General features: G+C 52.8%; 25 protein-coding genes and 1 pseudogene. 12 read left to right on the top strand and 14 right to left on the bottom strand.

Going from position 1 to position 23,201, the window contains the following annotated elements:
* The first annotated feature begins 12 nt into the window (after positions 1 to 12).
* Together ACOT0L_RS06000 and mntP are read left to right on the top strand one after the other, a co-directional pair.
* A complete protein-coding gene (locus ACOT0L_RS06000; protein ID WP_022648449.1) occupies positions 13 to 471 on the top strand; it encodes a DUF986 family protein in 459 nt (152 codons plus the stop codon).
* A gap of 400 nt (positions 472 to 871) precedes the next feature.
* A complete protein-coding gene (gene mntP, locus ACOT0L_RS05995) occupies positions 872 to 1,438 on the top strand; it encodes a manganese efflux pump MntP (RefSeq protein WP_032622454.1) in 567 nt (188 codons plus the stop codon).
* Here the strand turns inward: mntP and rlmA are convergent.
* From rlmA to mgrB, 6 genes and pseudogenes are all read right to left on the bottom strand, one after another.
* Positions 1,435 to 2,250, bottom strand: a complete 816-nt coding sequence (gene rlmA, locus ACOT0L_RS05990) for a 23S rRNA (guanine(745)-N(1))-methyltransferase (RefSeq protein WP_126502900.1) — start codon at positions 2,248 to 2,250, stop codon at positions 1,435 to 1,437. The two genes, mntP and rlmA, sit on opposite strands and share 4 nt — an antisense overlap.
* Positions 2,251 to 2,289: 39 nt before the next feature.
* Entirely contained in the window at positions 2,290 to 4,035 is a 1,746-nt protein-coding gene (ftsI, locus tag ACOT0L_RS05985; protein ID WP_126502901.1) for a peptidoglycan glycosyltransferase FtsI, read from the bottom strand.
* A 216-nt stretch (positions 4,036 to 4,251) separates the two neighbouring features.
* Positions 4,252 to 4,461: a transcription antiterminator/RNA stability regulator CspE gene (cspE, locus tag ACOT0L_RS05980; RefSeq protein WP_001062678.1), complete on the bottom strand. Its 210-nt coding sequence runs from the start codon at positions 4,459 to 4,461 to the stop codon at positions 4,252 to 4,254.
* A 12-nt stretch (positions 4,462 to 4,473) separates the two neighbouring features.
* A pseudogene (locus tag ACOT0L_RS05975) lies at positions 4,474 to 4,618 on the bottom strand (DUF2627 domain-containing protein).
* 669 nt (positions 4,619 to 5,287) lie between these two features.
* Positions 5,288 to 5,575, bottom strand: a complete 288-nt coding sequence (locus tag ACOT0L_RS05970; RefSeq protein ID WP_023300358.1) for a YebO family protein — start codon at positions 5,573 to 5,575, stop codon at positions 5,288 to 5,290.
* Between the two features lie 74 nt (positions 5,576 to 5,649).
* Complete coding sequence (mgrB, locus tag ACOT0L_RS05965) at positions 5,650 to 5,793, bottom strand: PhoP/PhoQ regulator MgrB (protein WP_003859906.1); 144 nt, start codon at positions 5,791 to 5,793, stop codon at positions 5,650 to 5,652.
* Positions 5,794 to 5,953: 160 nt separating this feature from the next.
* Here mgrB and ACOT0L_RS05960 point away from each other — a divergent pair, with 160 nt between their 5' ends.
* Positions 5,954 to 6,193 carry a YobH family protein gene (locus ACOT0L_RS05960; RefSeq protein ID WP_022648454.1) on the top strand — a complete coding sequence of 80 codons (240 nt, stop codon included), beginning with the start codon at positions 5,954 to 5,956 and terminating at the stop codon, positions 6,191 to 6,193.
* A gap of 63 nt (positions 6,194 to 6,256) precedes the next feature.
* Here the strand turns inward: ACOT0L_RS05960 and kdgR are convergent, their stop codons facing one another.
* Positions 6,257 to 7,048, bottom strand: coding sequence for a DNA-binding transcriptional regulator KdgR (gene kdgR, locus ACOT0L_RS05955; RefSeq protein ID WP_022648455.1), 792 nt, complete (start codon positions 7,046 to 7,048; stop codon positions 6,257 to 6,259).
* 178 nt (positions 7,049 to 7,226) lie between these two features.
* On the opposite strand from kdgR, the gene ACOT0L_RS05950 reads away from it, so the two are divergent.
* Complete coding sequence (locus ACOT0L_RS05950; RefSeq protein ID WP_126502902.1) at positions 7,227 to 8,600, top strand: MFS transporter; 1,374 nt, start codon at positions 7,227 to 7,229, stop codon at positions 8,598 to 8,600.
* Positions 8,601 to 8,652: 52 nt separating this feature from the next.
* On the opposite strand, the gene htpX is transcribed toward ACOT0L_RS05950, so the two are convergent.
* From htpX to ACOT0L_RS05930, 4 genes are all read right to left on the bottom strand, one after another.
* Positions 8,653 to 9,534 carry a protease HtpX gene (gene htpX / locus ACOT0L_RS05945; RefSeq protein WP_003859899.1) on the bottom strand — a complete coding sequence of 294 codons (882 nt, stop codon included), beginning with the start codon at positions 9,532 to 9,534 and terminating at the stop codon, positions 8,653 to 8,655.
* A 193-nt stretch (positions 9,535 to 9,727) separates the two neighbouring features.
* Positions 9,728 to 11,776: a carboxy terminal-processing peptidase gene (gene prc, locus ACOT0L_RS05940; protein WP_003859896.1), complete on the bottom strand. Its 2,049-nt coding sequence runs from the start codon at positions 11,774 to 11,776 to the stop codon at positions 9,728 to 9,730.
* A 19-nt stretch (positions 11,777 to 11,795) separates the two neighbouring features.
* Positions 11,796 to 12,482 carry an RNA chaperone ProQ gene (gene proQ, locus ACOT0L_RS05935; RefSeq protein ID WP_003859895.1) on the bottom strand — a complete coding sequence of 229 codons (687 nt, stop codon included), beginning with the start codon at positions 12,480 to 12,482 and terminating at the stop codon, positions 11,796 to 11,798.
* 96 nt (positions 12,483 to 12,578) lie between these two features.
* The gene (locus ACOT0L_RS05930; protein ID WP_006811006.1) at positions 12,579 to 13,076 is read right to left on the bottom strand and encodes a GAF domain-containing protein; all 498 of its coding nucleotides are present in this window, start codon (positions 13,074 to 13,076) and stop codon (positions 12,579 to 12,581) included.
* Positions 13,077 to 13,208: 132 nt separating this feature from the next.
* Between ACOT0L_RS05930 and yebS the strand changes: the two genes are divergently transcribed.
* From yebS to ACOT0L_RS05910, 4 genes are all read left to right on the top strand, one after another.
* Positions 13,209 to 14,492, top strand: coding sequence for a membrane integrity lipid transport subunit YebS (gene yebS / locus ACOT0L_RS05925; RefSeq protein WP_022648459.1), 1,284 nt, complete (start codon positions 13,209 to 13,211; stop codon positions 14,490 to 14,492).
* Positions 14,461 to 17,094 carry a PqiB family protein gene (locus ACOT0L_RS05920; RefSeq protein WP_126502903.1) on the top strand — a complete coding sequence of 878 codons (2,634 nt, stop codon included), beginning with the start codon at positions 14,461 to 14,463 and terminating at the stop codon, positions 17,092 to 17,094. The genes yebS and ACOT0L_RS05920 overlap by 32 nt, the downstream gene beginning before the upstream one ends.
* Positions 17,095 to 17,150: 56 nt before the next feature.
* The gene (gene rsmF / locus ACOT0L_RS05915; protein WP_126502904.1) at positions 17,151 to 18,614 is read left to right on the top strand and encodes a 16S rRNA (cytosine(1407)-C(5))-methyltransferase RsmF; all 1,464 of its coding nucleotides are present in this window, start codon (positions 17,151 to 17,153) and stop codon (positions 18,612 to 18,614) included.
* 104 nt (positions 18,615 to 18,718) lie between these two features.
* Positions 18,719 to 18,958 carry a YebV family protein gene (locus ACOT0L_RS05910; RefSeq protein ID WP_006811010.1) on the top strand — a complete coding sequence of 80 codons (240 nt, stop codon included), beginning with the start codon at positions 18,719 to 18,721 and terminating at the stop codon, positions 18,956 to 18,958.
* 34 nt (positions 18,959 to 18,992) lie between these two features.
* On the opposite strand, the gene pphA is transcribed toward ACOT0L_RS05910, so the two are convergent.
* A complete protein-coding gene (gene pphA / locus ACOT0L_RS05905; protein ID WP_045308320.1) occupies positions 18,993 to 19,637 on the bottom strand; it encodes a protein-serine/threonine phosphatase in 645 nt (214 codons plus the stop codon).
* Between the two features lie 167 nt (positions 19,638 to 19,804).
* Here pphA and ACOT0L_RS05900 point away from each other — a divergent pair, with 167 nt between their 5' ends.
* Entirely contained in the window at positions 19,805 to 20,785 is a 981-nt protein-coding gene (locus ACOT0L_RS05900) for a VirK/YbjX family protein (protein WP_022648463.1), read from the top strand.
* A 474-nt stretch (positions 20,786 to 21,259) separates the two neighbouring features.
* Positions 21,260 to 21,931 carry an SOS response-associated peptidase gene (locus tag ACOT0L_RS05895; RefSeq protein WP_126502905.1) on the top strand — a complete coding sequence of 224 codons (672 nt, stop codon included), beginning with the start codon at positions 21,260 to 21,262 and terminating at the stop codon, positions 21,929 to 21,931.
* 9 nt (positions 21,932 to 21,940) lie between these two features.
* Here the strand turns inward: ACOT0L_RS05895 and ACOT0L_RS05890 are convergent, their stop codons facing one another.
* Both ACOT0L_RS05890 and ACOT0L_RS05885 read right to left on the bottom strand, forming a co-directional pair.
* Complete coding sequence (locus ACOT0L_RS05890) at positions 21,941 to 22,258, bottom strand: hypothetical protein (protein WP_023300365.1); 318 nt, start codon at positions 22,256 to 22,258, stop codon at positions 21,941 to 21,943.
* The gene (locus tag ACOT0L_RS05885; protein ID WP_126502906.1) at positions 22,258 to 22,497 is read right to left on the bottom strand and encodes a hypothetical protein; all 240 of its coding nucleotides are present in this window, start codon (positions 22,495 to 22,497) and stop codon (positions 22,258 to 22,260) included. Before ACOT0L_RS05885 ends, ACOT0L_RS05890 begins: the two co-directional genes overlap by 1 nt.
* A 112-nt stretch (positions 22,498 to 22,609) precedes the next feature.
* Here ACOT0L_RS05885 and ACOT0L_RS05880 point away from each other — a divergent pair, with 112 nt between their 5' ends.
* Complete coding sequence (locus ACOT0L_RS05880) at positions 22,610 to 22,972, top strand: GtrA family protein (protein ID WP_045332015.1); 363 nt, start codon at positions 22,610 to 22,612, stop codon at positions 22,970 to 22,972.
* The coding region (locus tag ACOT0L_RS05875; protein WP_421637253.1) for a glycosyltransferase at positions 22,969 to 23,201 on the top strand (233 nt) is incomplete at its 3' end. The genes ACOT0L_RS05880 and ACOT0L_RS05875, both read left to right, overlap by 4 nt.

The raw sequence follows: 23,201 nt of genomic DNA, 5'->3' as shown, positions 1-23,201 counted from the left end.
TCTGGAGGATGAATGACTGTCACGGACACCGTACTGGTTTTATTTATTGTTGCCCTTCTGGCTTACGCGATCTATGACGAGTTCATTATGCCTCGCCGCCACGGCGAGACGCTGCTGACCCTTCCCCTCTTACGCCGTGGGCGCATTGATGCGTTTATCTTCGCCGGTCTGGTAGTCATCCTGATTTACAATAATGTGACCAGCCACGGCGCAATATTAACCACATGGTTATTATGTGCGCTGGCATTAATGGCGATTTACCTGTTCTGGATCCGCTCGCCAAAACTCATTTTTAAAAAACACGGATTCTTCTTCGCCAATGTCTGGATAGAATATAACCGCATTAAAGAGATGAATTTATCCGAAGACGGAGTTCTGGTGATGCAATTAGAACAACGCCGCCTGCTCATTCGCGTCAAAAATATTGACGACCTGGAAAAAATCTACAAATTACTCCTTAAAACTCAATGAATTAATTTTATAGCATCGGCTATGTATTGTATTATTCTCAAACCAGCAATATAGCCGATGCTATATCTCCCCTGCGAATTAACTTATATTTATTAACGATACTTTTACGCATAAACCTAAATGAAAATCGTTATCAATATAGTGGCTATATAAAGCCACCTTCGTTGTTGTTTTATATTCTCAAAATATGTTAAGGTTGCGCCCGTCGTTGGGGAGTAGCCGATTTCCTGCCTGCGGGAAATGTACGTGTCAACATACTCGTTGCAAAACGTGGCGCGTACGGATCGTTTTCAGCACACTTACTGTGCCAAAAGCGATCAGGCGAGACCATAGATACATCAACTGCTGTTTACTGGGGGCAGTGATGTGTCATATGGATATCCCCGGTCTGGACGCACTTATGAATATCTCCGCTACGATCCTTCTGGCTTTTGGCATGTCCATGGACGCATTTGCCGCCTCTATCGGTAAAGGTGCCACTCTCCATAAACCTAAATTTTCCGAAGCCCTGCGCACCGGTCTCATCTTTGGCGCAATCGAAACGCTGACGCCGCTTATTGGCTGGGGTCTGGGGATGCTCGCCAGCCAGTTTGTGCTGGAGTGGAACCACTGGATCGCCTTCGTGCTGCTGGTGTTCCTCGGCGGACGCATGGTAATTGAAGGTTTTCGTGGCAACAGCGATGAAGATGATGCGCCGCTGCAACGCCACGGCTTCTGGCTTCTGGTGACAACCGCTATCGCAACCAGCCTGGACGCAATGGCCGTCGGTGTCGGTCTGGCGTTTTTGCAGGTCAATATTATCGCCACCGCGCTGGCGATTGGCTGCGCCACGCTGATTATGTCAACGCTGGGGATGATGGTGGGGCGGTTCATTGGCCCGCTGTTAGGCAAACGCGCCGAAATTCTGGGCGGTATCGTGTTGATCGGAATTGGTGCCCAAATACTCTGGGCACACTTCGCGGGTTAATCTTCGCGCTGCCAGCAATGGATGCTGAAATCCGTCTGGCAGCGAAATTCTGTCTGTGCTGCCAGCGTTTCCCACACCTCTGGTTTTGCCCGCCACGCAAACGGCGTCATTTGCAGTAACGCCACCGCTTCACTTCCCTGTAACGTCATCTCATACGCCACTGACTGCGCCTGCTTTAACGCGAAGCCCGCCAGCTGTTCAGAGTGCGGCGCATGCAGGTGAACTTCATCATAGATCAGCCCTTTTAGCTCCAGCAGATGACGCGGTCCCGGCGTAACGGTGATAACCCACCCGCCGGGCTTAACGACGCGCGCCAGCTCCTCTGCCTTGCACGGGGCATAGATACGCACCACGGCGTCCATACTCGCTTCCTCAAACGGCAGGCGGTGGCTGGAGGCCACGCAGAACGTTACCGGTGAGTAGCGTTTTGCTGCTGCACGGATAGCCACTTTCGACACGTCCAGCCCGTAAGTTTCGGCGCCCTTCCCAGCCGCGACGTCAGCAAACGTGGCGGTGTAGTAGCCCTCGCCGCAGCCGATATCCAGCATGGCGGATGCGCCTTCTGTCAGATATTGACGGAGTAAGTCGACAACGGCATCCCTGAGCGGTTGATAGTGCCCGGCGTCAAGAAACGCCCGGCGCGCCTGCATCATCTCCGCGCTGTCACCCGGATCCCGGGAGCGCTTGTGCTGTACCGGCAGAAGATTGACATAGCCCTCTTTAGCCCGGTCAAACTGATGTCCCAGTGGACAGATAAACGTTTTCTCCGCGCGCGTCAGCGGCGCGTGGCAAAGGGGACAACTGAAAGACATGACAGCTCCAGGGCGAAAACCAAAAGGCGAAGTGTACCGCTATTCGCCAGGGTTATAAACGGCTGGGTGACGCATCACGATCAGATGGTCAGAATCTGCCGGCAGCCCGTCTGGCTTCACGTTTTCCAGGCGCAAGACGTTACCCATAATTTCGCTGAACACGGGCGCGGAAACGGCCCCGCCGTAGTAGGCTCCGTTTTTCGGATCGTTGATCACCACCACCAGTGCAAAACGGGGATCGCTGGCGGGCGCAACGCCTGCTGTGTAGGCGACGTATTTATCCACATACTTACCGTGTTCATCGATTTTTTTGGCCGTCCCGGTTTTAATCGCCACACGATAGTTACGCACCGCCGCTTTGATCCCGCCACCGCCGGGTAACGCGACGCTCTCCATCATGTGTTCCACCTCGTGAACAATCTCCCCGGGCATCACCCGTTTGCCAATCACGGGGGGATCGATACGGGTGATGGACAGAGGCCGTTCAATGCCATAGCTACCGATGGTGGCATACACATGCGCCAGTTGAAGGGGGGTAACCATCAGGCCATACCCAAAGGCAAAGGTCGCCCTGTCTAACTGACTCCAGAATTTTCGCTGCGGCAGTAAACCTGAGCTTTCTCCCGTTAAGCCAAGCCCGGTACTCTCGCCAAAACCAAAGTTTTTATAGGTATCAAGTAACCGTTGCACGGGCATCGCGAGAGAAAGACGGGATACGCCCGTGTCGCTGGATTTTTGCAGGATCCCGGTCATGGTCAGCTCGGGGTAGTAGCCCACATCGCGAATACGATGGCCATCAATGGTGTAGGGATGCGTGTCTATCACGCTGTCAGGCTGCACCAGCCCCTGCTGTAGCGCCGTCATCAGCACCAGAGGCTTAACGGTCGAACCCGGTTCAAAGGTGTCGCTGATCGCGCGATTACGAAAGTCATCCAGCGTTGCCCCTTCCCGATTGTTGGGGTTGAAGTCAGGGAAGCTCGCCATCGCCAGAATTTCGCCCGTCTGGATATTAATCAGCACCGACGCGCCTGACTCGGCTTTATTCCACGCCACGGCATTATCCAGCGCGTCTTCGGTGATAGTTTGCAGGCGTTCATCGATACTAAGCTGGATATTATGTGCCGGTACGGGCGCCACCTCCGTGAGGTTCTCAACCACATGCCCGTAGCGATCTTTCCTGACCAGCCGCACGCCTGCCTTCCCGGTGAGCTGCGTGTTAAAGCTTTTCTCGACGCCCTCAATACCCTGACCATCAATATTAGTGAAGCCAATCAGGTTTGCCGCCACGTGTCCGGCAGGATAAAAGCGGCGGGACTCATCGCGTAGGTTGATACCGGGAAGATGCAGCTTATCAATCCACTTTGCCTGGGAGGGATCAACCTGACGAGCTAGATAAATGAATCGCCCGTGCGGATTGCTGTTTATTCGCGATGCGAGCGTGCTCAGAGAAAGGTGTAAAGCATTTGCCAGGGCCTGCCAGCGCGAATCAAAGCCGATCCCCCCTTTATCAAGCACAGTTTTAGGATCGGCCCAGACGGCCTGAACAGGTACGCTTACCGCAAGGGGACGCCCTTCACGGTCAACAATCATCCCGCGCGGGGCGTCTATCGCCACTTCGCGCAGAGAACGCATATCCTCCTGCTTCACCAGATTATCCGGTTTGATAATTTGTAGCCATGCCACGCGGCCTAACAGAAAAGCAAGGCTACAAAAGATGGCGAGACACAGAAGTGCAAAACGTGCCGGTGTAAAGTTTCCGTTGGCCGTTATTGTCTTTTTTTTCACTTTAACCCCAGGGCTGTTAATCAACGCCCTGATTTAACGGGAAAAAGGGGTAATAAGGCGGGAAAACAATGCTAATAATCTCGCGGGTTTGCAACAAGATAATAACAGAGGAGGAATACGTAACATTTTGAAAAATAAGTGAATAAAAAAGCCCCGCATCGGCGAGGCTTATGTCTGAGATCGAAGCGCTAAGCGCTTCAGTCAGCAGTGATTCGATCAGATAGCAGTTACGTTAACCGCAGCTGGGCCTTTCTGGCCGTCCTGAATTTCGAACTCAACGTTCTGGCCTTCAGCCAGAGTTTTGAAGCCGTTACCCTGGATTGCAGAGAAGTGTACGAACACGTCTTTGCTGCCGTCAGCAGGAGTAATGAAACCAAAACCTTTAGACTCGTTGAACCACTTAACTTGACCTTTAATCTTTGCCATTTGCAAAATTCCTTAGAGTGTTTTCTTAGCCCGCAGGCTTTAACATAGATAAAACTGAGACATTACTGCTTGAGGCACTAATATAAGGTTCGGCAGAGAAGCGGTATTCAACGACAACGTGTTTACTCAGGACTTCTTTACTGAAAATGCCACACATAAACAGAACTGTACCTCGTTTGACCCAAAACGTGTTATCACACACAACGTTTAATATGGCAAGCCATTTTTAAACGTGTCTCGATCCGCCGCACAAATTCAGGCGTTACTCCATAACAATCTGCACAGTTATGCGAATTGTCAAATGAAGCGCCACCTGACCTCACCGCCCACAGGGTGCGCTGGCGCGCCCTGTAATCAAAGACTTTTTAAACATAGCTCAATCATTTCAAAGCGTCCATCCCAATCCCTGATTTTCTTTAAAGGAATGACTGAGTTAGAACATTTTGTGAAAAGTTATGCTGAAAACATCGCAATGCACCAGAGGGTGACAGTGAATAAACGAGGTTAAATACATTTTGCTAACTGTATTAAAATCCACCATTTAATAAGCGTTATTCTGCACCAAAATAATGAAATTTTTATGACTCTGCCTCAAAACAAGGCAAGCAAAACGTTTCGATAAAAATAAAACACTTCAGGAAAGTTAAAGCTCACAATTTATTCAACGAAACGGTATGGCTTGTATAAGGATAAATATTCGCCAGTTTTCAGTATACTGAAACAGTAGTTAACTGCTGCTTAATTATATGTTGGGATGTTATGGGTTACATTTGATAAGGGAGGATATTTACGCCGTACGTCAGGCCACCTCCCCGTTCCGGGCAGACTATCGTTCGGCCACCAGGCGAATGAACTCTTCCTCGTCTTGTTTTTGAGCATCAGCTTCCTTCGGCACCGCTTTCTCCTCCGGCTCGTTGGCTTCGCACAGACGACGCAGCAACGCAGTCTGCCGTTTCTGCTGATCGAGCAATGCTTCCAGCAGCTCAATCTGCTCGTTTGTGCGGGAGCTGGCGCGATTAACGAAGAACCACAGCACCAGTCCAACGACCAGCACCACTAAAGACATTACCAGGGATGCAATGCTCAGCAGCCCCGAATTCATTAACTCACCCATTTCACCACCTCAGTAAAAACAGTCATTTTACCACTGCAGCCACGTAAGGACATCGCTCAGTGCAAAAATAGCCACTACCAGGGGATAAACTTATTGATTGAACAAATGCCGCTAAAGAACTGTACATCCTGATCGCACATCACATTGATAGTCTGCGTCCACAGCACCACGCATGCTATCAGCACTATAATCAGAATTACCCAGCGTATTTTTTTCACTCCACACTCCGTCTTATGACCTGATGTAGCCAGGTTATCACGGCTATCTTAAACAGGGGCTAACTGTACCTTCAACAGACGCTTTTCGGAATCGTGCACTTGTTTCACTGCGTAAACCCGTTACGCTTACTCCATGACAACAAAGAAAAAAGAGGCATCGATGCGTTTACTCGTTCGTACGATAATTGTACTGGCACTTGTGTGGATCGGCCTGCTGTTAAGTGGGTATGGCGTATTAATGGGAAGCAAAGAGAATGCCGCGGGTTTGGGTATTCAGTGTAAATATCTCACCGCCCAGGGGGTAAGCACGGCTCAGTACATCCATTCCGACAGCGGGATCATCGGGTTAACCAACTGTCCTGTGCTGCGTAAATCATCTGTTGTGGTGGATAACGGCTAATCAGAGCTAAATTTCGCTTACAAAAACGCCGCAAGAGTGCGGCGTTTTTATTGGAGGCATTGATCAGAACGGGTATTCGTTATAGCCCATTTGCTCTGAAATTTTGCGCGCTGCGGTATGCAGAATTGCCACATACTCATGAAGACGCTCTTCGGAGAAACGCAGCGTTGGGAAAGAGATGCTCAGTCCCGCAATGACAACGCCGAAGCGGTCAAACACCGGCACACCGATGCAGCGCAACCCTTCTTCCTGCTCTTCGTTATCTTCCCCATAACCCTGCTCACGCACTTTATCCAGCACGCTCAGTAGTTCATCCGTACTGGTAATCGTGCGATCGGTGCTGCGTTTGTATTCCACACCGTCAAGGATTTGCTTAACCTCTTCACGATCGCGCCAGGCCAGCAGGACTTTACCAATTGCGGTACTGTACAGCGGGTTACGACGACCGATGCGTGAATACATGCGCAGGTTGTACATGGAGTCAATTTTGTGGATGTAAACGATGCTGTCTTCATCCAGTGCGCCGAGGTGAATGGTCTCTTTCGTCAACCGCGAAAGTTCACGCATCTGAATGTCAGCGCTGCGGATCAGATCCACGTTCTGCAAGGCGCGGGCGCCCAATTCAAACAATTTCAGGGTCAGAGAATATTTTTCTGATTCTCCTTCCTGCGCGACATAACCCAATGATTTCATCGTCTGCAAAAAGCGATAAACGGTGCTTTTCGACATCATCACACGCTGCGACAACTCTGTAATACCAATTTCACGCTCTTCTCCGAGCGCCTGCAAGATGCCAAACACCTTCAGCACGGAAGAAACAGAATCTGGCTGCTTATCCAAATCTGCGATTGCCATTTATCACCTCATGGAGAGTGTTTTATAAAAATCAGAACCGGTTTTTATTATAAATTCGTGTGATGCGCGCTGCAATCTATCTGGGTTTACTTCGTTACAAATCTGCGACATAAAACCGAAATAACGATGCTAAAATAGTTACTCTGAAAATAATTTCACACTGAGTCATTCTTTTCCCATGCAAAAAAACGTTTCTGATGGCCTGCCCTTACCACAGCGGTACGGGGCAATTGCCACTATTGTCATCGGCATTTCGATGGCTGTCCTTGACGGTGCGATTGCCAATGTGGCTCTTCCTACCATTGCCAAAGACCTTAATGCTTCTCCGGCAAGCTCCATCTGGATTGTGAACGCGTACCAGATAGCGATTGTGATTTCCCTTTTGTCACTCTCTTTCCTGGGCGATATGTTTGGTTATCGCCGGGTTTATCTGTGCGGGCTGGTGGTCTTTACTCTCACCTCGCTCTTCTGTGCCCTTTCCGATTCACTGCACACCCTTACGCTTGCGCGTATCGCACAGGGTTTTGGCGGTGCGGCGCTAATGAGCGTGAACACGGCCCTGATACGGCTTATCTATCCTCATCGCCATCTGGGGCGCGGCATGGGCATTAACTCCTTTATTGTGGCCGTGTCGTCCGCCGCCGGGCCGACGATCGCCGCCGCCATTCTGTCCGTAGCCTCGTGGCAGTGGCTGTTTGCCATTAACGTGCCGCTGGGCATTGTGGCGATCTTCTTCGCCCTGCGCTATCTTCCGGAAAATGGTCCGAAAAACACCATGCCACGTTTTGACCTGCCCAGCGCTGTGATGAACGCGCTGACCTTTGGCCTGCTGATTACTGCGCTGAGCGGATTTGCGCAGGGACAGTCTTTGTCGCTCATTGCCGCAGAAATCGTTGCCCTGCTTATCATCGGCTTTTTCTTTGTACGACGCCAGCTGGCGCTGCCCGTGCCGTTACTGCCGGTCGATTTGCTGCGTATTCCGCTGTTTTCGCTATCAATTTGTACCTCCATTTGCTCGTTCTGCGCCCAGATGCTGGCGCTGGTTGCGCTGCCATTCTTTTTGCAGAGCGTGCTTGGCCGTTCGGAAGTGGAAACAGGCTTGCTGCTCACACCCTGGCCTTTGGCAACCATGGTGATGGCCCCGCTGGCCGGGTACCTTATTGAGCGCGTTCATGCCGGACTGCTGGGGGCTATCGGGCTGATCGTCATGGCAGCAGGACTGTTTGCGCTATCGCTCCTGCCCTCCTCGCCGGGGGATCTGGATATTATCTGGCGCATGATCCTTTGCGGGGCAGGTTTCGGTCTGTTCCAGTCACCTAACAACCACACAATTATCACCTCTGCCCCACGTCATCGCAGCGGTGGCGCCAGCGGGATGCTGGGTACGGCAAGACTATTAGGGCAAAGCACCGGGGCCGCAATGGTGGCGTTGATGTTTAACCTTGCCGGGCAAAATGCGACACACGTTGCGCTGATTACCGCAGGGACACTGGCGACCCTCGCGGCTATCATTAGCGGCCTTCGTGTGACCCAGCCAAAGGCGCAGGCATAAAAAAACCGGGCGGAGATTGTCTCCTGCCCGGTTTTTTTTCATCCGGCGGGTATTACTTCAGGTATTCGCCGCTTCGCAGCGCTTCAATACGTTTATCCAGCGGCGGATGTGACATAAACAGCTCGCTCAGCGACTTTGATTTACCATTGATACAGAAGGCCATCATGCTGTTTGCTTCCTGCGGCTCGTAGCTGGTTTTCAGACGTTGCAGCGCAGCAATCATCTTCTCACGACCCACCAGTTTCGCAGAACCGGCATCCGCGTGGAACTCACGATGACGGGAGAACCACATGGTAATGATGCTTGCCAGGATACCGAACACCAGCTCCAGCACCATTGAAACAGCAAAATAGATCAGCGGGTTACCGTTGCTCTCTTCACCCTCATCACGGTTGCCACCCATAAATCCGGCAGCAATCTGCGCCAGAATACGGGAAATAAAGATAACGAAGGTGTTCACCACGCCCTGGATCAAGGTCATGGTGACCATATCGCCGTTAGCGATGTGGCTGATCTCGTGAGCAATAACCGCTTCCGCTTCGTCACGGCTCATGTTTTGCAGCAGACCGGTACTGACGGCCACCAGGGACGCGTCACGACGCGCACCGGTAGCAAACGCGTTGATATCCGGCGCGTGGTAGATCGCCACCTGCGGCATGGCTATGCCCGCCTGCTTTGACTGCTGAGCAACCGTGCTCATCAACCACTGTTCCATATCGTTACGCGGCTGCTCAATAACTTCACCGCCCACGGATTTCAGTGCCATCCACTTCGACATCAGCAGTGAAATGAAAGAGCCGCCGAAACCAAACAGCAGCGCCATAATCAACAGACCCTGAACGCTGCTCGACTGAATTCCCGTCAGGCTTAGCACCAGCCCGAATACCACCATCACCGCCAGGTTGGTGAGCAGGAAGAGCGCGATTCGCATCATAATATTCTTTTAACCTCAGTTTAACAAAACGCACTATGCGATTACCCACATCGTATGGGTATTGCGGCTATTTTCAAGCATCCAGACGGCGTAAGTCACCAGAAAGACACAACTTTACACAATTGGAAATCTGCCTGACGGAAGGATGAGGAACAAAAAGAAACAGGCACAATTTCTTGTGCCTGTTGGGGGATTATTTTGTCGGAGCAGGTTGTACGGCAGGTTTCTCTTTTTCCAGCTTCGCGAGATCAAGCGCGATATGCACCGTCTCGTCCAGATACGGATCGGGCTCCTGGTAATCCTTAGGCAGATCGTCCAGTTTTTTGAGCAGAGGCTTGCCTTCACGTTTGAAGCGATCGTTGATACGCGCCAGACGTGTCGCGTCATCTTCATTGTTCTCTTTCTCACGCTGGGCGTAGTTCAGAGAGACAATGTTCCGTTTCGCTTTCAGAGCGTTGAAACGCGCGATGTCCTTCATGATGTACTGGAATTCCGGATCCTTCCCGATGCGGTCGTTGTGATTTTTCAGCAGTTCCGGACCGAACTGTTTCATATCACCCGATTTCACGAATGTCGCGGCATCAATGCTATCCCACGGCAGCGCGTTATCTTCAAACTTCTCGCCCGTTTCCGTCTCTTCGGTACCTGTCGGCATCATGATGTCCGGCGTCACGCCTTTGCGCTGCGTACTGCCGCCGTTAACACGGTAAAACTTCTGAATGGTGTACTGTACTGAGCCCAGCGCCGGCCATTCAGGGCGCAGCATCTGGTCGTAAATACGGTTCAGAGAGCGGTACTGCTGAACGGTGCCCTTGCCAAACGTCGGTTCGCCGACGATTAACGCCCGGCCGTAATCCTGCATGGCAGCAGCGAAGATTTCCGATGCAGAGGCGCTGAAGCGATCGACCAGCACCACCAGCGGACCCTTATAGTAGACCACGCCATCGGTATCGGCATCTTCACGCACTTTACCGTTGTTATCGCGCACCTGAACCACTGGGCCAGACGGGATAAACAGCCCGGAGAGCGAGACGGCCTCGGTCAATGCCCCGCCGCCGTTGCTGCGCAGGTCGATGATCACACTGCTGACATTCTGCTTTTCAAGCTTCTGGAGCTGCACTTTTACATCATCGGTCAGGCCAACGTAGAAGCCAGGGATATCCAGAACGCCAACCTTCTCTTTACCCACGGTTTTCACCGACATTTTCACCGCGCGATCTTCCAGACGGATACGCTCACGGGTCAGAGTAACGATACGGGTTTTGGTCCCCTTTCCGGCTGGCAGGATCTCCAGGCGAACTTTGCTGCCCTTCGGCCCTTTGATCAACGCAACTACGTCATCAAGTCGCCAGCCAATCACGTCCACCATGCTCTTTCCGGTTTGACCTACACCGACAATACGGTCGCCTACGCTGATCGCTTTGCTTTTCGACGCAGGGCCACCGGCCACCATGGAGTTGATAACGGTGTAGTCATCATCCATCTGAAGCACAGCACCGATACCTTCCAGAGACAGGCTCATTTCGGTATTGAACTGTTCGGTGTTACGTGGAGAGAGATAATTAGTGTGCGGATCAATTTCGTGCGCAAACGCGGTCATCGCCAGCGAGAAAACATCTTCACTGTTGGTCTGCGCCAGACGACGAATTGCGAATTTGTAGCGACGGTTTAACGTCTCACGGATCTCTTTCTCGTCTTTGCCTGTGAGCTTGAGGCTCAATTCGTCATATTTGACTTTTCCGTCCCACAGCGCATTCAGTTCAGCCTCATCTTTCGGCCATGGCGCTTTGCTGCGGTCCAGATTAAAGGTGTCGTTGCCGGTGAAGTCCATCGGACGTTCCAGCACTTTCAGCGCGTATTGATAACGCTCAAAACGGCGCTTTTGCGATAAGTTGTACAGATCGTAGAAAAGATCCAGCTTTCCGGAGCGCAGCTCATCACCCACTTCGGATTTGCGTTTAGCGAACTGTTCGACATCGCTGGCCAGCAGTACGTTATGGCTGTAATCCAGCAAGTTCAGATAACGGTCAAAGATTTTGGCCGAAAAGGCCTGATCGAGATCGAACTGACGATAGTGCGAACGAGTAAAGCGCGAAGTCACGCGCTCACTCACCGTCGCGTGCTGAGTCTCTTCCTTGAGAACCGGAATTTGATCAACACGCGTAATATCGTCCACAGCGAAAGCGTGGCCTGTTATAGCAAACAGGCCAGCCAGCGCGGTGAGCTTAAAAAAAGTGTTCATGCCAGGCTCGGCCTCCGTTTCAGAACAACAAGTGTTCTGCGCGTACAATCATTGACATACCAGAAGTCAGCTGTACACGAACGCCATCTTTGGTGATTTCCAGTACGGTGGCATCCATCGCATTGTTACCCGCTTTAACCTTCAGAGACTGACCTACGCTCAGGGCGTTGATGTCCGAAACTGGGGTGTGGCGCGGCTCTTCGCGCGGCGCACGTGGGGCTTTAGCTGCTGGTTTGTCAGCACGCGGTTTGCGATCGTTATTTTCAGTACGACGCGGTGCCGGACGCGGTTTACGCTCGCGACGAGGGGCGTCTTCCTGACCGTTTGCCGCTGCGGCTTCGCGTTTTTTGGCCTGCTGTTCAGCACGCTGTGCCTGAACGCGAGCTTTGGCTTCTTCAAGCTGCTTACGCGCATGTTCTACGTGCTGCTCGTCCAGCTCACCACACGGGTTGCCGTCAAGGTCGACACGGGTCGCACCCGGCTTGATACCGTACAGGTAACGCCAGCTCGAGGTATAAAGGCGCAAGGCAGAACGAAGCTGCGTTTTGCTGAGGTTCATCTCCCCCTCAACGCGCGCGACCAGATCCTGAAAGATACCGACTTTCAGAGGACGCGCTTCACCTTCAGCGCTGAAGCACTGCGGGAAACGCTCGGCCAGAAATGCGATAACTTCTTTACTGCTATTCAACTTAGGTTGATTTTCCATGAAATTTCCTGATTACAACGGACGTTGCCAACAAGCGCAGGCATGAACAGGCGACATTATAATGACGCTATCAGTAAATGCTACGTTATCCGTTGATTATCCTGCGACGCTCGCAAAGAATTTATGATAATCGGTCTCTGCCAGAACATTTTCCAGGTTTGCGGCCAACGCGCGCAGCCCCTGCTCATCCTCGGCAGTAAAGCGGCTGAAGACCGTGCTGTCGATATCCAGAACGCCAATAATCTGATTTTTAACCACCAGCGGCAGTACGATTTCAGAATTGCTGCTGGCATCGCAGGCAATGTGGCCGTCAAACGCATGTACATCTTCGACACGCTGAACCTGACGGGTCGCCACTGCGGTACCGCACACGCCGCGACCTACCGGGATGCGTACGCAGGCGAGTTTCCCCTGGAAAGGCCCCAGCACCAGCGTGTCGCCTTCCAGCAGATAAAAGCCCGCCCAGTTCACGTCAGAAAGGCGTTCGAACAGTAACGCACTGGTATTTGCCAGAGTGGCTAAGAAACTGGTTTCCCCTGCCATTAATGCCTTAAAATCGCGATTCAGATCCGCGTAGAATTCTGTTTTGTTCATTATTCAATCACTTAGTTATCTTACATAATTACCGCATAGCCTATTAAAATAAGCATTAAATGCGCTCATGCTCAAGATGAATCCGTTCATGAGTTATTATAACTTTCAACAATACTTATCTGTGTGCGACTGATGGCCCTAAAAACACCCCAAATTACGCCGACAAGAAAGATCGTTGTCCGTACGGTAAGCCAGGCTCTGCCTCGTGCACATTATCAGCGTTGTCCCCAGTGCGATACGCTTTTTATGTTGCCGAAGATGAAATCGCACCAAAGTGCTTTTTGCCCTTGCTGCGATGCCAAAATTCGCGATGGCCGGGACTGGTCATTGACGCGTCTGGCGGCAATGGCGGTTACCATGCTGCTGCTGATGCCGTTCGCCTGGACCGAGCCGCTGTTAAAGCTCTACCTGCTTGGCGTGCGTATTGACGCTAACGTATTGCAGGGGATCTGGCAGATGACGCGCGAGGGCGATCCGCTCACCGGCGCTATGGTGCTGTTCTGCGTCGTCGGCGCACCGCTGGTGCTGGTCGCGGCAATTGCCTACCTGTGGTTTGGCAACATTCTGGGGATGAACCTGCGCCCTGTCCTGCTCATGCTGGAAAAGCTCAAGGAGTGGGTGATGCTGGACATCTATCTGGTGGGCGTCGGCGTGGCCTCCATTAAGGTGCAGGATTATGCGTTTTTACAACCCGGCATTGGCCTTTTTGCGTTTATTTCACTGGTCCTGCTGAGTATTTTGACCCTGATTCATCTGAATGTTGAACAGCTTTGGGAGCGATTTTACCCTCAGCGTCCCGCGACCCGGCCTGATGAAAACCTGCGCGTCTGCCTGGGGTGCCATTACACCGGTTTTCCGGATAAACGCGGGAGGTGTCCTCGCTGCCACATTCCGTTAAGATTGCGGCGCAACAACAGCCTGCAAAAATGCTGGGCGGCGCTTATCGCCTCACTGATATTTTTATTCCCGGCCAATATGCTGCCTATCTCCGTAATTTATGTGAACGGCGCCCGACAGGAAGATACTATCCTTTCGGGGATTATCTCTCTGGCGCACAGTAACGTGGGGGTTGCCGCCATTGTGTTCATCGCCAGTATTCTGGTGCCCTTTACCAAAGTGGTGGTGATGTTTACGCTACTTATCAGCATTCACTTTAAATGCGAACAAGGACTACGCACCCGCATCCTGCTTCTGCGATTCGTGACCTGGATTGGTCGCTGGTCGATGTTGGATCTGTTCGTGATTTCGCTGATGATGTCGCTCATCAATCGCGATCAGTTACTTGCTTTTACCATGGGACCCGCAGCTTTTTATTTCGGCTCTGCGGTGATATTGACTATTCTTGCAGTGGAATGGCTGGACAGCCGCTTACTTTGGGACGCACATGAGTCAGGAAACGCCCGCTTCGCCGACTGAAGCGAGAATTAAAACAAAACGCCGCATTTCGCCATTCTGGTTGCTGCCTGTCATCGCGCTGATGATCGCAGGCTGGCTTATCTGGACGAGCTATGAAGATCGCGGAAGTACCATCACGATTGATTTCCAGTCTGCGGACGGCATTGTCGCCGGACGTACCCCCGTTCGCTTCCAGGGGGTGGAAGTGGGTACCGTGCAGGATATTTCCCTCGGCAAAGGGCTGAACAAAATCCAGGTCCGGGCGAGCATTAAGTCTGACATGCAGGATGCCCTGCGCGCCGAAACGCAGTTCTGGCTGGTCACGCCTAAAGCCTCCCTGGCCGGCGTTTCCGGGCTGGATGCGCTTGTGGGCGGTAACTATATCGGCATGATGCCTGGCAAAGGTGAGCCACAGGATCACTTTGTTGCGCTGGATACCCAGCCGAAATATCGGCTGAATAACGGCGATCTGATGATCCACCTCCGCGCGCCGGATTTGGGCTCGCTGAACAGTGGTTCTCTGGTCTATTTCCGCAAAATTCCGGTTGGCCGCGTTTACGACTACGCCATTAACCCGAACAAAGATGGCGTGACCATTGATGTACTGATCGATCGCCGTTTTACCAACCTGGTAAAAAAAGGCAGCCGCTTCTGGAACGTCTCCGGCGTCGATGCTGACCTGAGCTTAAGCGGTGCGAAAGTGAAGCTTGAGAGCCTGGCGGCGCTGGTGAATGGCGCTATCGCCTTCGACTCACCTACTGACTCCAGCCCTGCCGCCGCAGAGGATACCTTTGGTCTGTACGCCGACCTGGCACACAGCCAGCGCGGTGTCATCGTCAAGTTGACCCTGCCGGATGCCAAAGGCCTGAAAGCCGGTTCGACCCCGCTGATGTACCAGGGTTTAGAGGTCGGGCAACTGACAAAATTAACCCTCAACGCGGGCGGCTCCGTTACCGGCGAAATGACGGTGGATCCGAGCGTTGTGGACCTCCTGCGGGAAAAAACACGCATCGAGCTGCGTAATCCGAAGCTCTCCCTCAGCGACGCCAGCATCAGTTCCCTGCTGACGGGAAGCACCTTTGAGCTGATCCCCGGTGAAGGTGCACCGAATAAAAACTTTGTCATCGCGCCGGCGGATAAAGCTCTGCTGCAAAAACCGGGCGTGTTGACGGTTAAGCTGAATGCGCCGGAAAGTTATGGTATCGAAGCCGGTCAACCGCTAATCCTGCACGGTGTGCAGGTGGGTCAGGTTCTGGAACGAAAGCTGACGGAAAAAGGGGTCTCCTTCTCCGCCGCCATCGATCCGCAGTACGGCAACCTTGTGCACGGCGACAGTAAATTTGTGGTGAACAGCCGGGTCGACGTGAAGGTGGGTCTGGACGGCGTTGAGTTCCTCGGCGCCAGCGCCAGCGAGTGGGTTAACGGCGGGATCCGCATTCTGCCGGGCAGCAAAGGCGCGCTGCGTGAGAGCTATCCACTGTTCGCCAATCTGGACAAAGCCATTGAAAACAGCCTCGGCGACCTGCCGACCACCACGCTGACCTTAAGCGCTGAAACGCTGCCGGATGTCCAGGCAGGCTCCGTCGTGCTTTATCGTAAGTTTGAGGTCGGAGAAGTGATCACCGTTCGTCCTCGTGCGGACGCGTTTGATATCGAACTGCATATCAAGCCGGAGTATCGCAAGCTGCTCACGCCAAACAGCGTGTTCTGGGCTGAAGGCGGCGCGAAAGTGCAGCTCAACGGCAACGGGCTGACCGTACAGGCGTCTCCCCTCTCCCGTGCCCTGCGCGGTGCGATCAGCTTCGATAACCTGAGCGGCGCGGGCGGCAACATGCGTAAAGGTGACAAGCGGATCCTCTTCCCGTCTGAAACCGCGGCGCGCGCCGTCGGGGGACAGATTACCCTGCACACCTTTGATGCCGGTAAACTGGCAGAAGGCATGCCTATCCGCTATCTCGGAATTGATATCGGGCAGGTTCAGAAGCTGACGCTGATCACCGCGCGCAATGAAGTTCAGGCTACCGCCGTGCTTTATCCGGAATATGTACAGACGTTCGCCCGGGCAGGCTCGCGCTTCTCGGTGGTTACGCCGCAAATTTCTGCCGCAGGGGTTGAGCATCTCGACACCATACTTCAGCCGTACATTAACGTTGAACCGGGTCGGGGCAACGCGCGTCGTGAGTTTGAGTTGCAGGAGGCGACCATCACCGATTCCCGTTATCTGGACGGTCTGAGCATTGTGGTTGAAGTACCGGAAGCCGGTTCGCTGGGCATCGGTACGCCGGTCCTGTTCCGCGGTATTGAAGTGGGGACAGTAACAAGCCTGACGCTGGGTAATCTGTCCGATCGCGTGATGGTCGGCCTGCGCATCAGCCAGCGTTATCAGCATCTGGTTCGCAACAACTCAGTGTTCTGGCTCGCTTCAGGCTACTCGCTGGACTTCGGCCTGACCGGTGGCGTGGTCAAAACGGGGACCTTTAACCAGTTCATTCGCGGCGGCATTGCCTTCGCGACGCCGCCTGGCACGCCTCTGGCGCCTAAGGCGCAGGCAGGAAAACACTTCCTGCTGCTGGAAAGTGAACCGAAAGAGTGGCGCGAATGGGGAACGGCGCTGCCGCGTTAATCTCGCAGGCTCCGGTGTCAACGCGCCGGAGCCTTTATGTTACACTGCGCGCCTGAATGTTTCCCTGTGGTGTGCCCGTGGCTCAAAACTCCGTATTTCTTCCTGAACAATTCCTCGCACAGATGCGCGAGGCGCTTCCTGCTCATCTCTCTTTCGACGATTTCGTCGCCGCCTGCCAGCGCCCTTTGCGTCGAAGTATTCGCGTCAATACGCTGAAAATCAGCGTCGGAGCGTTTCTGGATCTCGTCTCCTCCTACGGCTGGCAGCTGACGCCGGTGCCGTGGTGTGAGGAAGGGTTCTGGATCGAGCGGGATGACGAGGAGAACCTGCCGCTCGGCAGCACCGCCGAGCACCTGAGCGGGCTGTTTTATATTCAGGAAGCCAGCTCCATGCTGCCGGTTGCCGCGCTGTTTGCCGACGGAAACCAGCCTGAGCGGGTGATGGATGTCGCGGCGGCGCCGGGCTCTAAAACCACGCAAATTGCCGCCCGGATGAACAACCGCGGCGCGATCCTCGCCAACGAATTTTCCGCCAGCCGCGTCAAAGTCCTGCACGCCAATATCAGCCGCTGCGGGATCCACAACGTCGCGTTAACACACTTCGACGGTCGCGTGTTTGGCGCTGCCTTGCCGGAAGCTTTTGATGCCATCCTGCTCGACGCGCCCTGCTCCGGCGAAGGCGTAGTGCGTAAAGATCCTGATGCGTTAAAAAACTGGTCCGTTGAAAGCAACCTGGAGATCGCCGCCACGCAGCGTGAACTGATCGACAGTGCGTTTCATGCCCTGCGCCCCGGTGGAACGCTGGTTTACTCCACCTGCACGCTGAACCGCGATGAAAACGAGGACGTCTGCCTGTGGCTCAGGCAACGCTATGCGGATGCCGTCGAGTTTCTGCCGCTGGACACCCTCTTCGATTCGGCCAGTCACGCGGCCACCCCTGAAGGCTTCCTGCACGTCTTCCCGCAGATTTACGATTGCGAGGGGTTCTTTGTCGCACGACTGCGTAAAACCCGCGCCGTCGATCCGCTGCCTGTCCCTAAGTTTAAGGTCGGCAACTTCCCATTCGCGCCGGTCAAAGGCCGTGAGGCGGCACAGGCGCAAGCGGCTGCCAGCAAAGTGGGACTGCACTGGGATGAGAGCCTGCGCCTCTGGATGCGTGACAAAGAGCTGTGGCTGTTCCCGGTCAACATCGAACCGCTGATTGGTAAGGTGCGTTTCTCCCGCCTCGGTATTCGCCTGGCGGAGATCCACAACAAAGGCTATCGCTGGCAGCACGAAGCGGTCATTGCGCTGGCAGGCAATGAGAACACCTTCGCCCTGACGCATCATGAAGCGGAAGAGTGGTATCGCGGTCGTGACGTTTACCCGGAAGACGGCCCGTCACAGGATGAAGTCATCGTGACGTATCAGGGCTATCCGCTCGGGCTGGCGAAAAAAGTCGGCTCGCGGCTGAAAAACAGCTATCCGCGTGAACTGGTACGCGATGGTCGCCTGTTTACCGGTAACAGCCGCACTGACTGAAAAAACGCATTTTTTTACTGGCGATTTCGCTCTCCTTGTCTAGGATCAAAAATGGATGACTGCACTGGTCATACCAGATTTTGGGCAACAAACCGGAGAGCATTATGACGAAAACCAGCGTACGCATTGGCGCTTTTGAAATCGACGACGCTGAATTGCGCGGCGAAGCACAAGGCGAACGAACGTTAAGTATTCCCTGCAAATCCGATCCGGATTTGTGCATGCAACTGGACGCCTGGGATGCAGATACCAGCGTCCCGGCGATCCTTGATGGGGAACATTCCGTTCTGTACCGTGAACATTACGACAGTAAAACCGATGCCTGGGTCTTGCGTCTTGCATAACCCAAAGAGAACCCGCCCGAAGGCGGGTTATTTATTACTGAAGCTGCGTCAGCGTCAGAAAGCCCCCGAACACCGCTCCCGTATCAATGTAGTGCAGATTGTTGAAATCGTAGCGCTTGTCCACAGGCGTATGTCCGAACCAGAAGTGATCCGCACCGCTAATGCCCTGCCCTCTACCCACCATAAAGCCCATTAACCGGTCGCGATCCCACAGCACCCGCTGGGCATCTACCGGCTTATGCCAGGCATATTCGGCGGCGGGATAATCCGCATGAGCAATCACGTTCAGACCGTTTTTGCAGGTTATTTCAATAATGTGCGGTAAGTCCCGACACGCGTCGAGTAAATCCTTCGCCTGCTTTTGTTGAGCGACCGTAAGCCCGGTAAACCAGTTACCGCCATTTATCGACCAGAGACTAAAATCATTATTTTCAAGCGCATCTAACGCCATTTGCTCGTGATTACCGCGTACCGCATAAAACCACTTTTCCTGCATCAACTGTAAACATTTCACGCTGTCGGGACCGCGGTCGATAATATCCCCCACCGAGATAAGCAGATCCGCATCAGGATTAAAATGCCGTCGTTTAAGCTCATCCATAAGCCACTGATAGCAACCATGAATATCGCTGACAACCCAGACATGACGCCAGTGTTCTCCCTCTATTTTCTGATACATAACGCCTCCTGTAAGAAGTATAGCTGCCACAGAAAATGTCATGCGCTGGCGTTGGATATCGCGAATCCAAACAAACCATAAACCAGCCGGAAATAAAGATCGCTGCGCTATTAATCCCTTATTCCCTGGCCTTTAAAATAATGCGGAATAAAAAGAGGGTTTTTCACGTGTCAAACATACACCTGCAAAACGATGTTTTTTATCCGCATCGCACAAATATTATTTCTGAACTGGTGAGAGGGAAACGCGTTCCCGGCCCAATCTGGCACAAACGTGATTACCGGTTAAAGTTCCTTCTGCGCTCGCTTTTATTCTGGTCCTCCACCCATCGCATGCTGGAGGCGCTATCCGGGCGCGATGATTTCGACAGGCTGCTCACCTCTCAAATTACCTTGCCGAGTAAAACTCACCGCCAGTATCTGATGCGTGGCCTGAACTCAAACGACCGGGCCGATGCTATCGTCAGCCACTATCAGTGGATTGATAGTCTGACAAATACCGCCCTCGCCCACGCGCTGACTAATCCGCAAGAGGTGCCGGTTGTCCGGTTCGAGGCAAAAAACGGCGAAATCTATACCGTCCACGCCTCGTCCGCAGGTAAGGCTGAACGTGAAGGCGAAAGCACGCTTTGGCTGCATGACAATGACAACACGCTGCTTGCCAGCCTGACGTTCTGTGTCGCACGCAGTAACGGCCGTATGGTGCTGGTGATCGGCGGCCTCCAGGGTCCCCGTCGTCATGTTTCACGGGAGGTGATTAAGCAGGCTACCCGTGCCTGCCATGGGCTTTTCCCGAAACGCGTGCTGATGGAGGTGATCTTCCAGCTTGCCTCACGCTCGAACATCAGCGCGATTTTTGCCGTCAGCGATGAAGGCCATGTTTTCCGCGCGCTGCGCTACCGTCTGAGTAAAGGGCGTCATTTTCACGCCAGCTACGACGAGTTCTGGGAAGGCCTGAACGGAAAGAAACTCTCCCCCTTCTGCTGGCAGTTGCCGCTCCAGATGGAGCGTAAAGCACTGGAGGAGATTGCCAGCAAAAAACGCGCCGAATACCGTCGCCGCTTTGCGTTACTTGATGATATTGCGGCTTCCGTACATGCGCGCATTGATCCCGCAGTCGTCTCAGGCAAAATACAAACAAAAATTTAACAAAACAGCCAAAAAGGACTGGACTTACGCCTGCCGGGTTGTGGTATGTTTGAAGCAGGCGCACAGGAAGTGAACCTTCTGCTGAGACGAAAACCGGATTTTATCGTTTATTTTCATGCAGATAAAAAGAGACCGAATACGATTCCTGTTTCCGATTCAACCAGTCCTTTTTGAATTTATTCAAAAACTTACATATCAGAAACCCGTTAAAAACGGGTTTCAATGCTTACCAATTCATCCATTCAAGATCAAACCGTTGCCATCTTTTTCGAGTGGGCGACGAGTGAACTTCGGGATCGCTTCGATCCGAAATACCCCCAACTTTGCGTAGCTCCTTCCAGTTTCGCAACATGCAGCTTTACGCCTACCTCTGCCATCAGCATAATCACCACCGATCCGATTGTAAGACTTAACCAGCGCGCGCTACTTTTTCTCCCTGCCCTATACTTTCAGTCTGACTGACTGGAGGTTTCTATGTGTGGACGCTTTGCACAAGCCCAAACCCGTGAAGACTATCTGGCATATCTTGCCGATGAAGGCGATCGCGACATTGCATATGACCCGGAACCAATTGGCCGGTACAACGTGGCGCCAGGCACTAAAGTGCTGCTGTTGAGCGAACGCGACGAGCAGCTGCACCTAGATCCGGTTTTCTGGGGCTACGCACCTGGATGGTGGGACAAACCGCCATTAATTAACGCGCGTGTAGAAACCGCAGCCACCAGTAGAATGTTCAAGCCTCTCTGGCAGCATGGCCGGGCGATCTGTTTTGCGGATGGATGGTTCGAATGGAAGAAGGAAGGCGACAAGAAACAGCCCTACTTCATTCACCGCGCCGACGGCCAGCCAATATTCATGGCAGCGATCGGCAGCACGCCACTTGAACGCGGCGATGAAGCAGAAGGTTTTCTGATTGTGACGTCCGCAGCTGATAAAGGCCTAGTCGATATCCACGACCGCCGTCCACTTGTTCTTTCACCGGAAACTGCACGCGAATGGATGCGCCAGGATATAGGCGGAAAGGAAGCTGAAGAGATAGCTGCCGATGGTGCTGTGCCCGCCGACAAGTTTATCTGGCACGCCGTTACGCGTGCCGTGGGGAATGTTAAGAATCAGGGACCGGAGCTGATCCAGCCGCTTTCTTGAGCCTGGTAATCATATCGGTAATCCGTCATCTATTGCGCGGTTGATGAAGAACGTCACTCGGCCAAGAACTTCGACCTCTTCGAGTGCGTTTCCCTCTATCGCCTCACCATCATCTGTAATGAGCGCCTTGCCCATCAGCTTAGCAAACTGCGTATGACCGTCGCAAAGGATAAGTAACACATCGCCGGGTGTTCTTTTCACAACTGGCTCAATGACTGCAAATCCTGAATCAGTTTCAAGCACCCTACTTTCTGCCCCGATGTTGCAAATCACCTCGGGTGAAAGTTGGCGCTCGACATAATCGCTTGCAGGTGATGCAAATCCCATTATTGGACCCTCCCCATGTTACGCAGGATCCAGTACCTGTCGTCGCTACCGTCTGTCGTCTTGTCAGCAAAGTCTTTTTGGTATCGCTCTATCCAGGCATTCGCTTCTTCTCGCGTGTAGTGCCAGTTGAACTCCCGCAATTTCTCTATGAATGCGTCTGTGCTCAGATAGCGATAGCCCTTGGGGTTTAACTCTATGGCCGCAACAAACGCGGCATGAATGTCTGCTGTGCGTGGCATAATCACCTCACAATATAACTGTATGTATATACAGTATCGTCAAATATGAGGGTCGATCAAGTTTCACAGTGGTGCTAAACTTCAGACCTTTCCGAATTGACTGATTTATATAATGTTAAAGCTCTTTGCTAAGTACACATCAATAGGTGTTATCAACACGCTCATTCACTGGGTTGTGTTCGCCGTTTGCATCTACGCATTCCATACAGGTCAGGCACTTGGCAACTTTGCCGGATTCGTTGTGGCTGTGTCTTTCAGCTTCTTTGCAAACGCCAGGTTCACGTTTAAGTCTTCGACAACCACGATGCGCTACATGCTGTATGTAGGGTTTATGGGATCCTTGAGCGCAGCTGTTGGTTGGGCTGCCGATAAGTCCGGTATGGCTCCAATTGTGACTCTCATTCTCTTCTCCGCTATCAGTCTGGTGTGCGGCTTTATCTATTCAAAGTTCATTGTCTTTAGGGATGCGAAATGAAAATTTCTCTGGTCGTTCCGGTATTTAATGAAGAAGATGCTATTCCAATCTTCTACAAAACCGTGCGGGAGTTTGAAGAGCTACAACAGCATGAAGTAGAGATAGTCTTTATCAACGACGGCAGTAAAGATGCGACAGAATCAATAATAAATGCGCTCGCTGTGGCCGATCCGCTTGTCATTCCTCTTTCCTTTACCCGCAATTTCGGTAAAGAACCTGCGCTGTTTGC

The organism is Enterobacter cloacae complex sp. XAL002 (assembly GCF_049236805.1).
GTDB lineage: Bacteria > Pseudomonadota > Gammaproteobacteria > Enterobacterales > Enterobacteriaceae > Enterobacter > Enterobacter intestinihominis.
The sequence above is the reverse complement of the archived record's forward strand: the minus strand, read 5'-3'. Positions and strand labels throughout refer to the sequence as shown.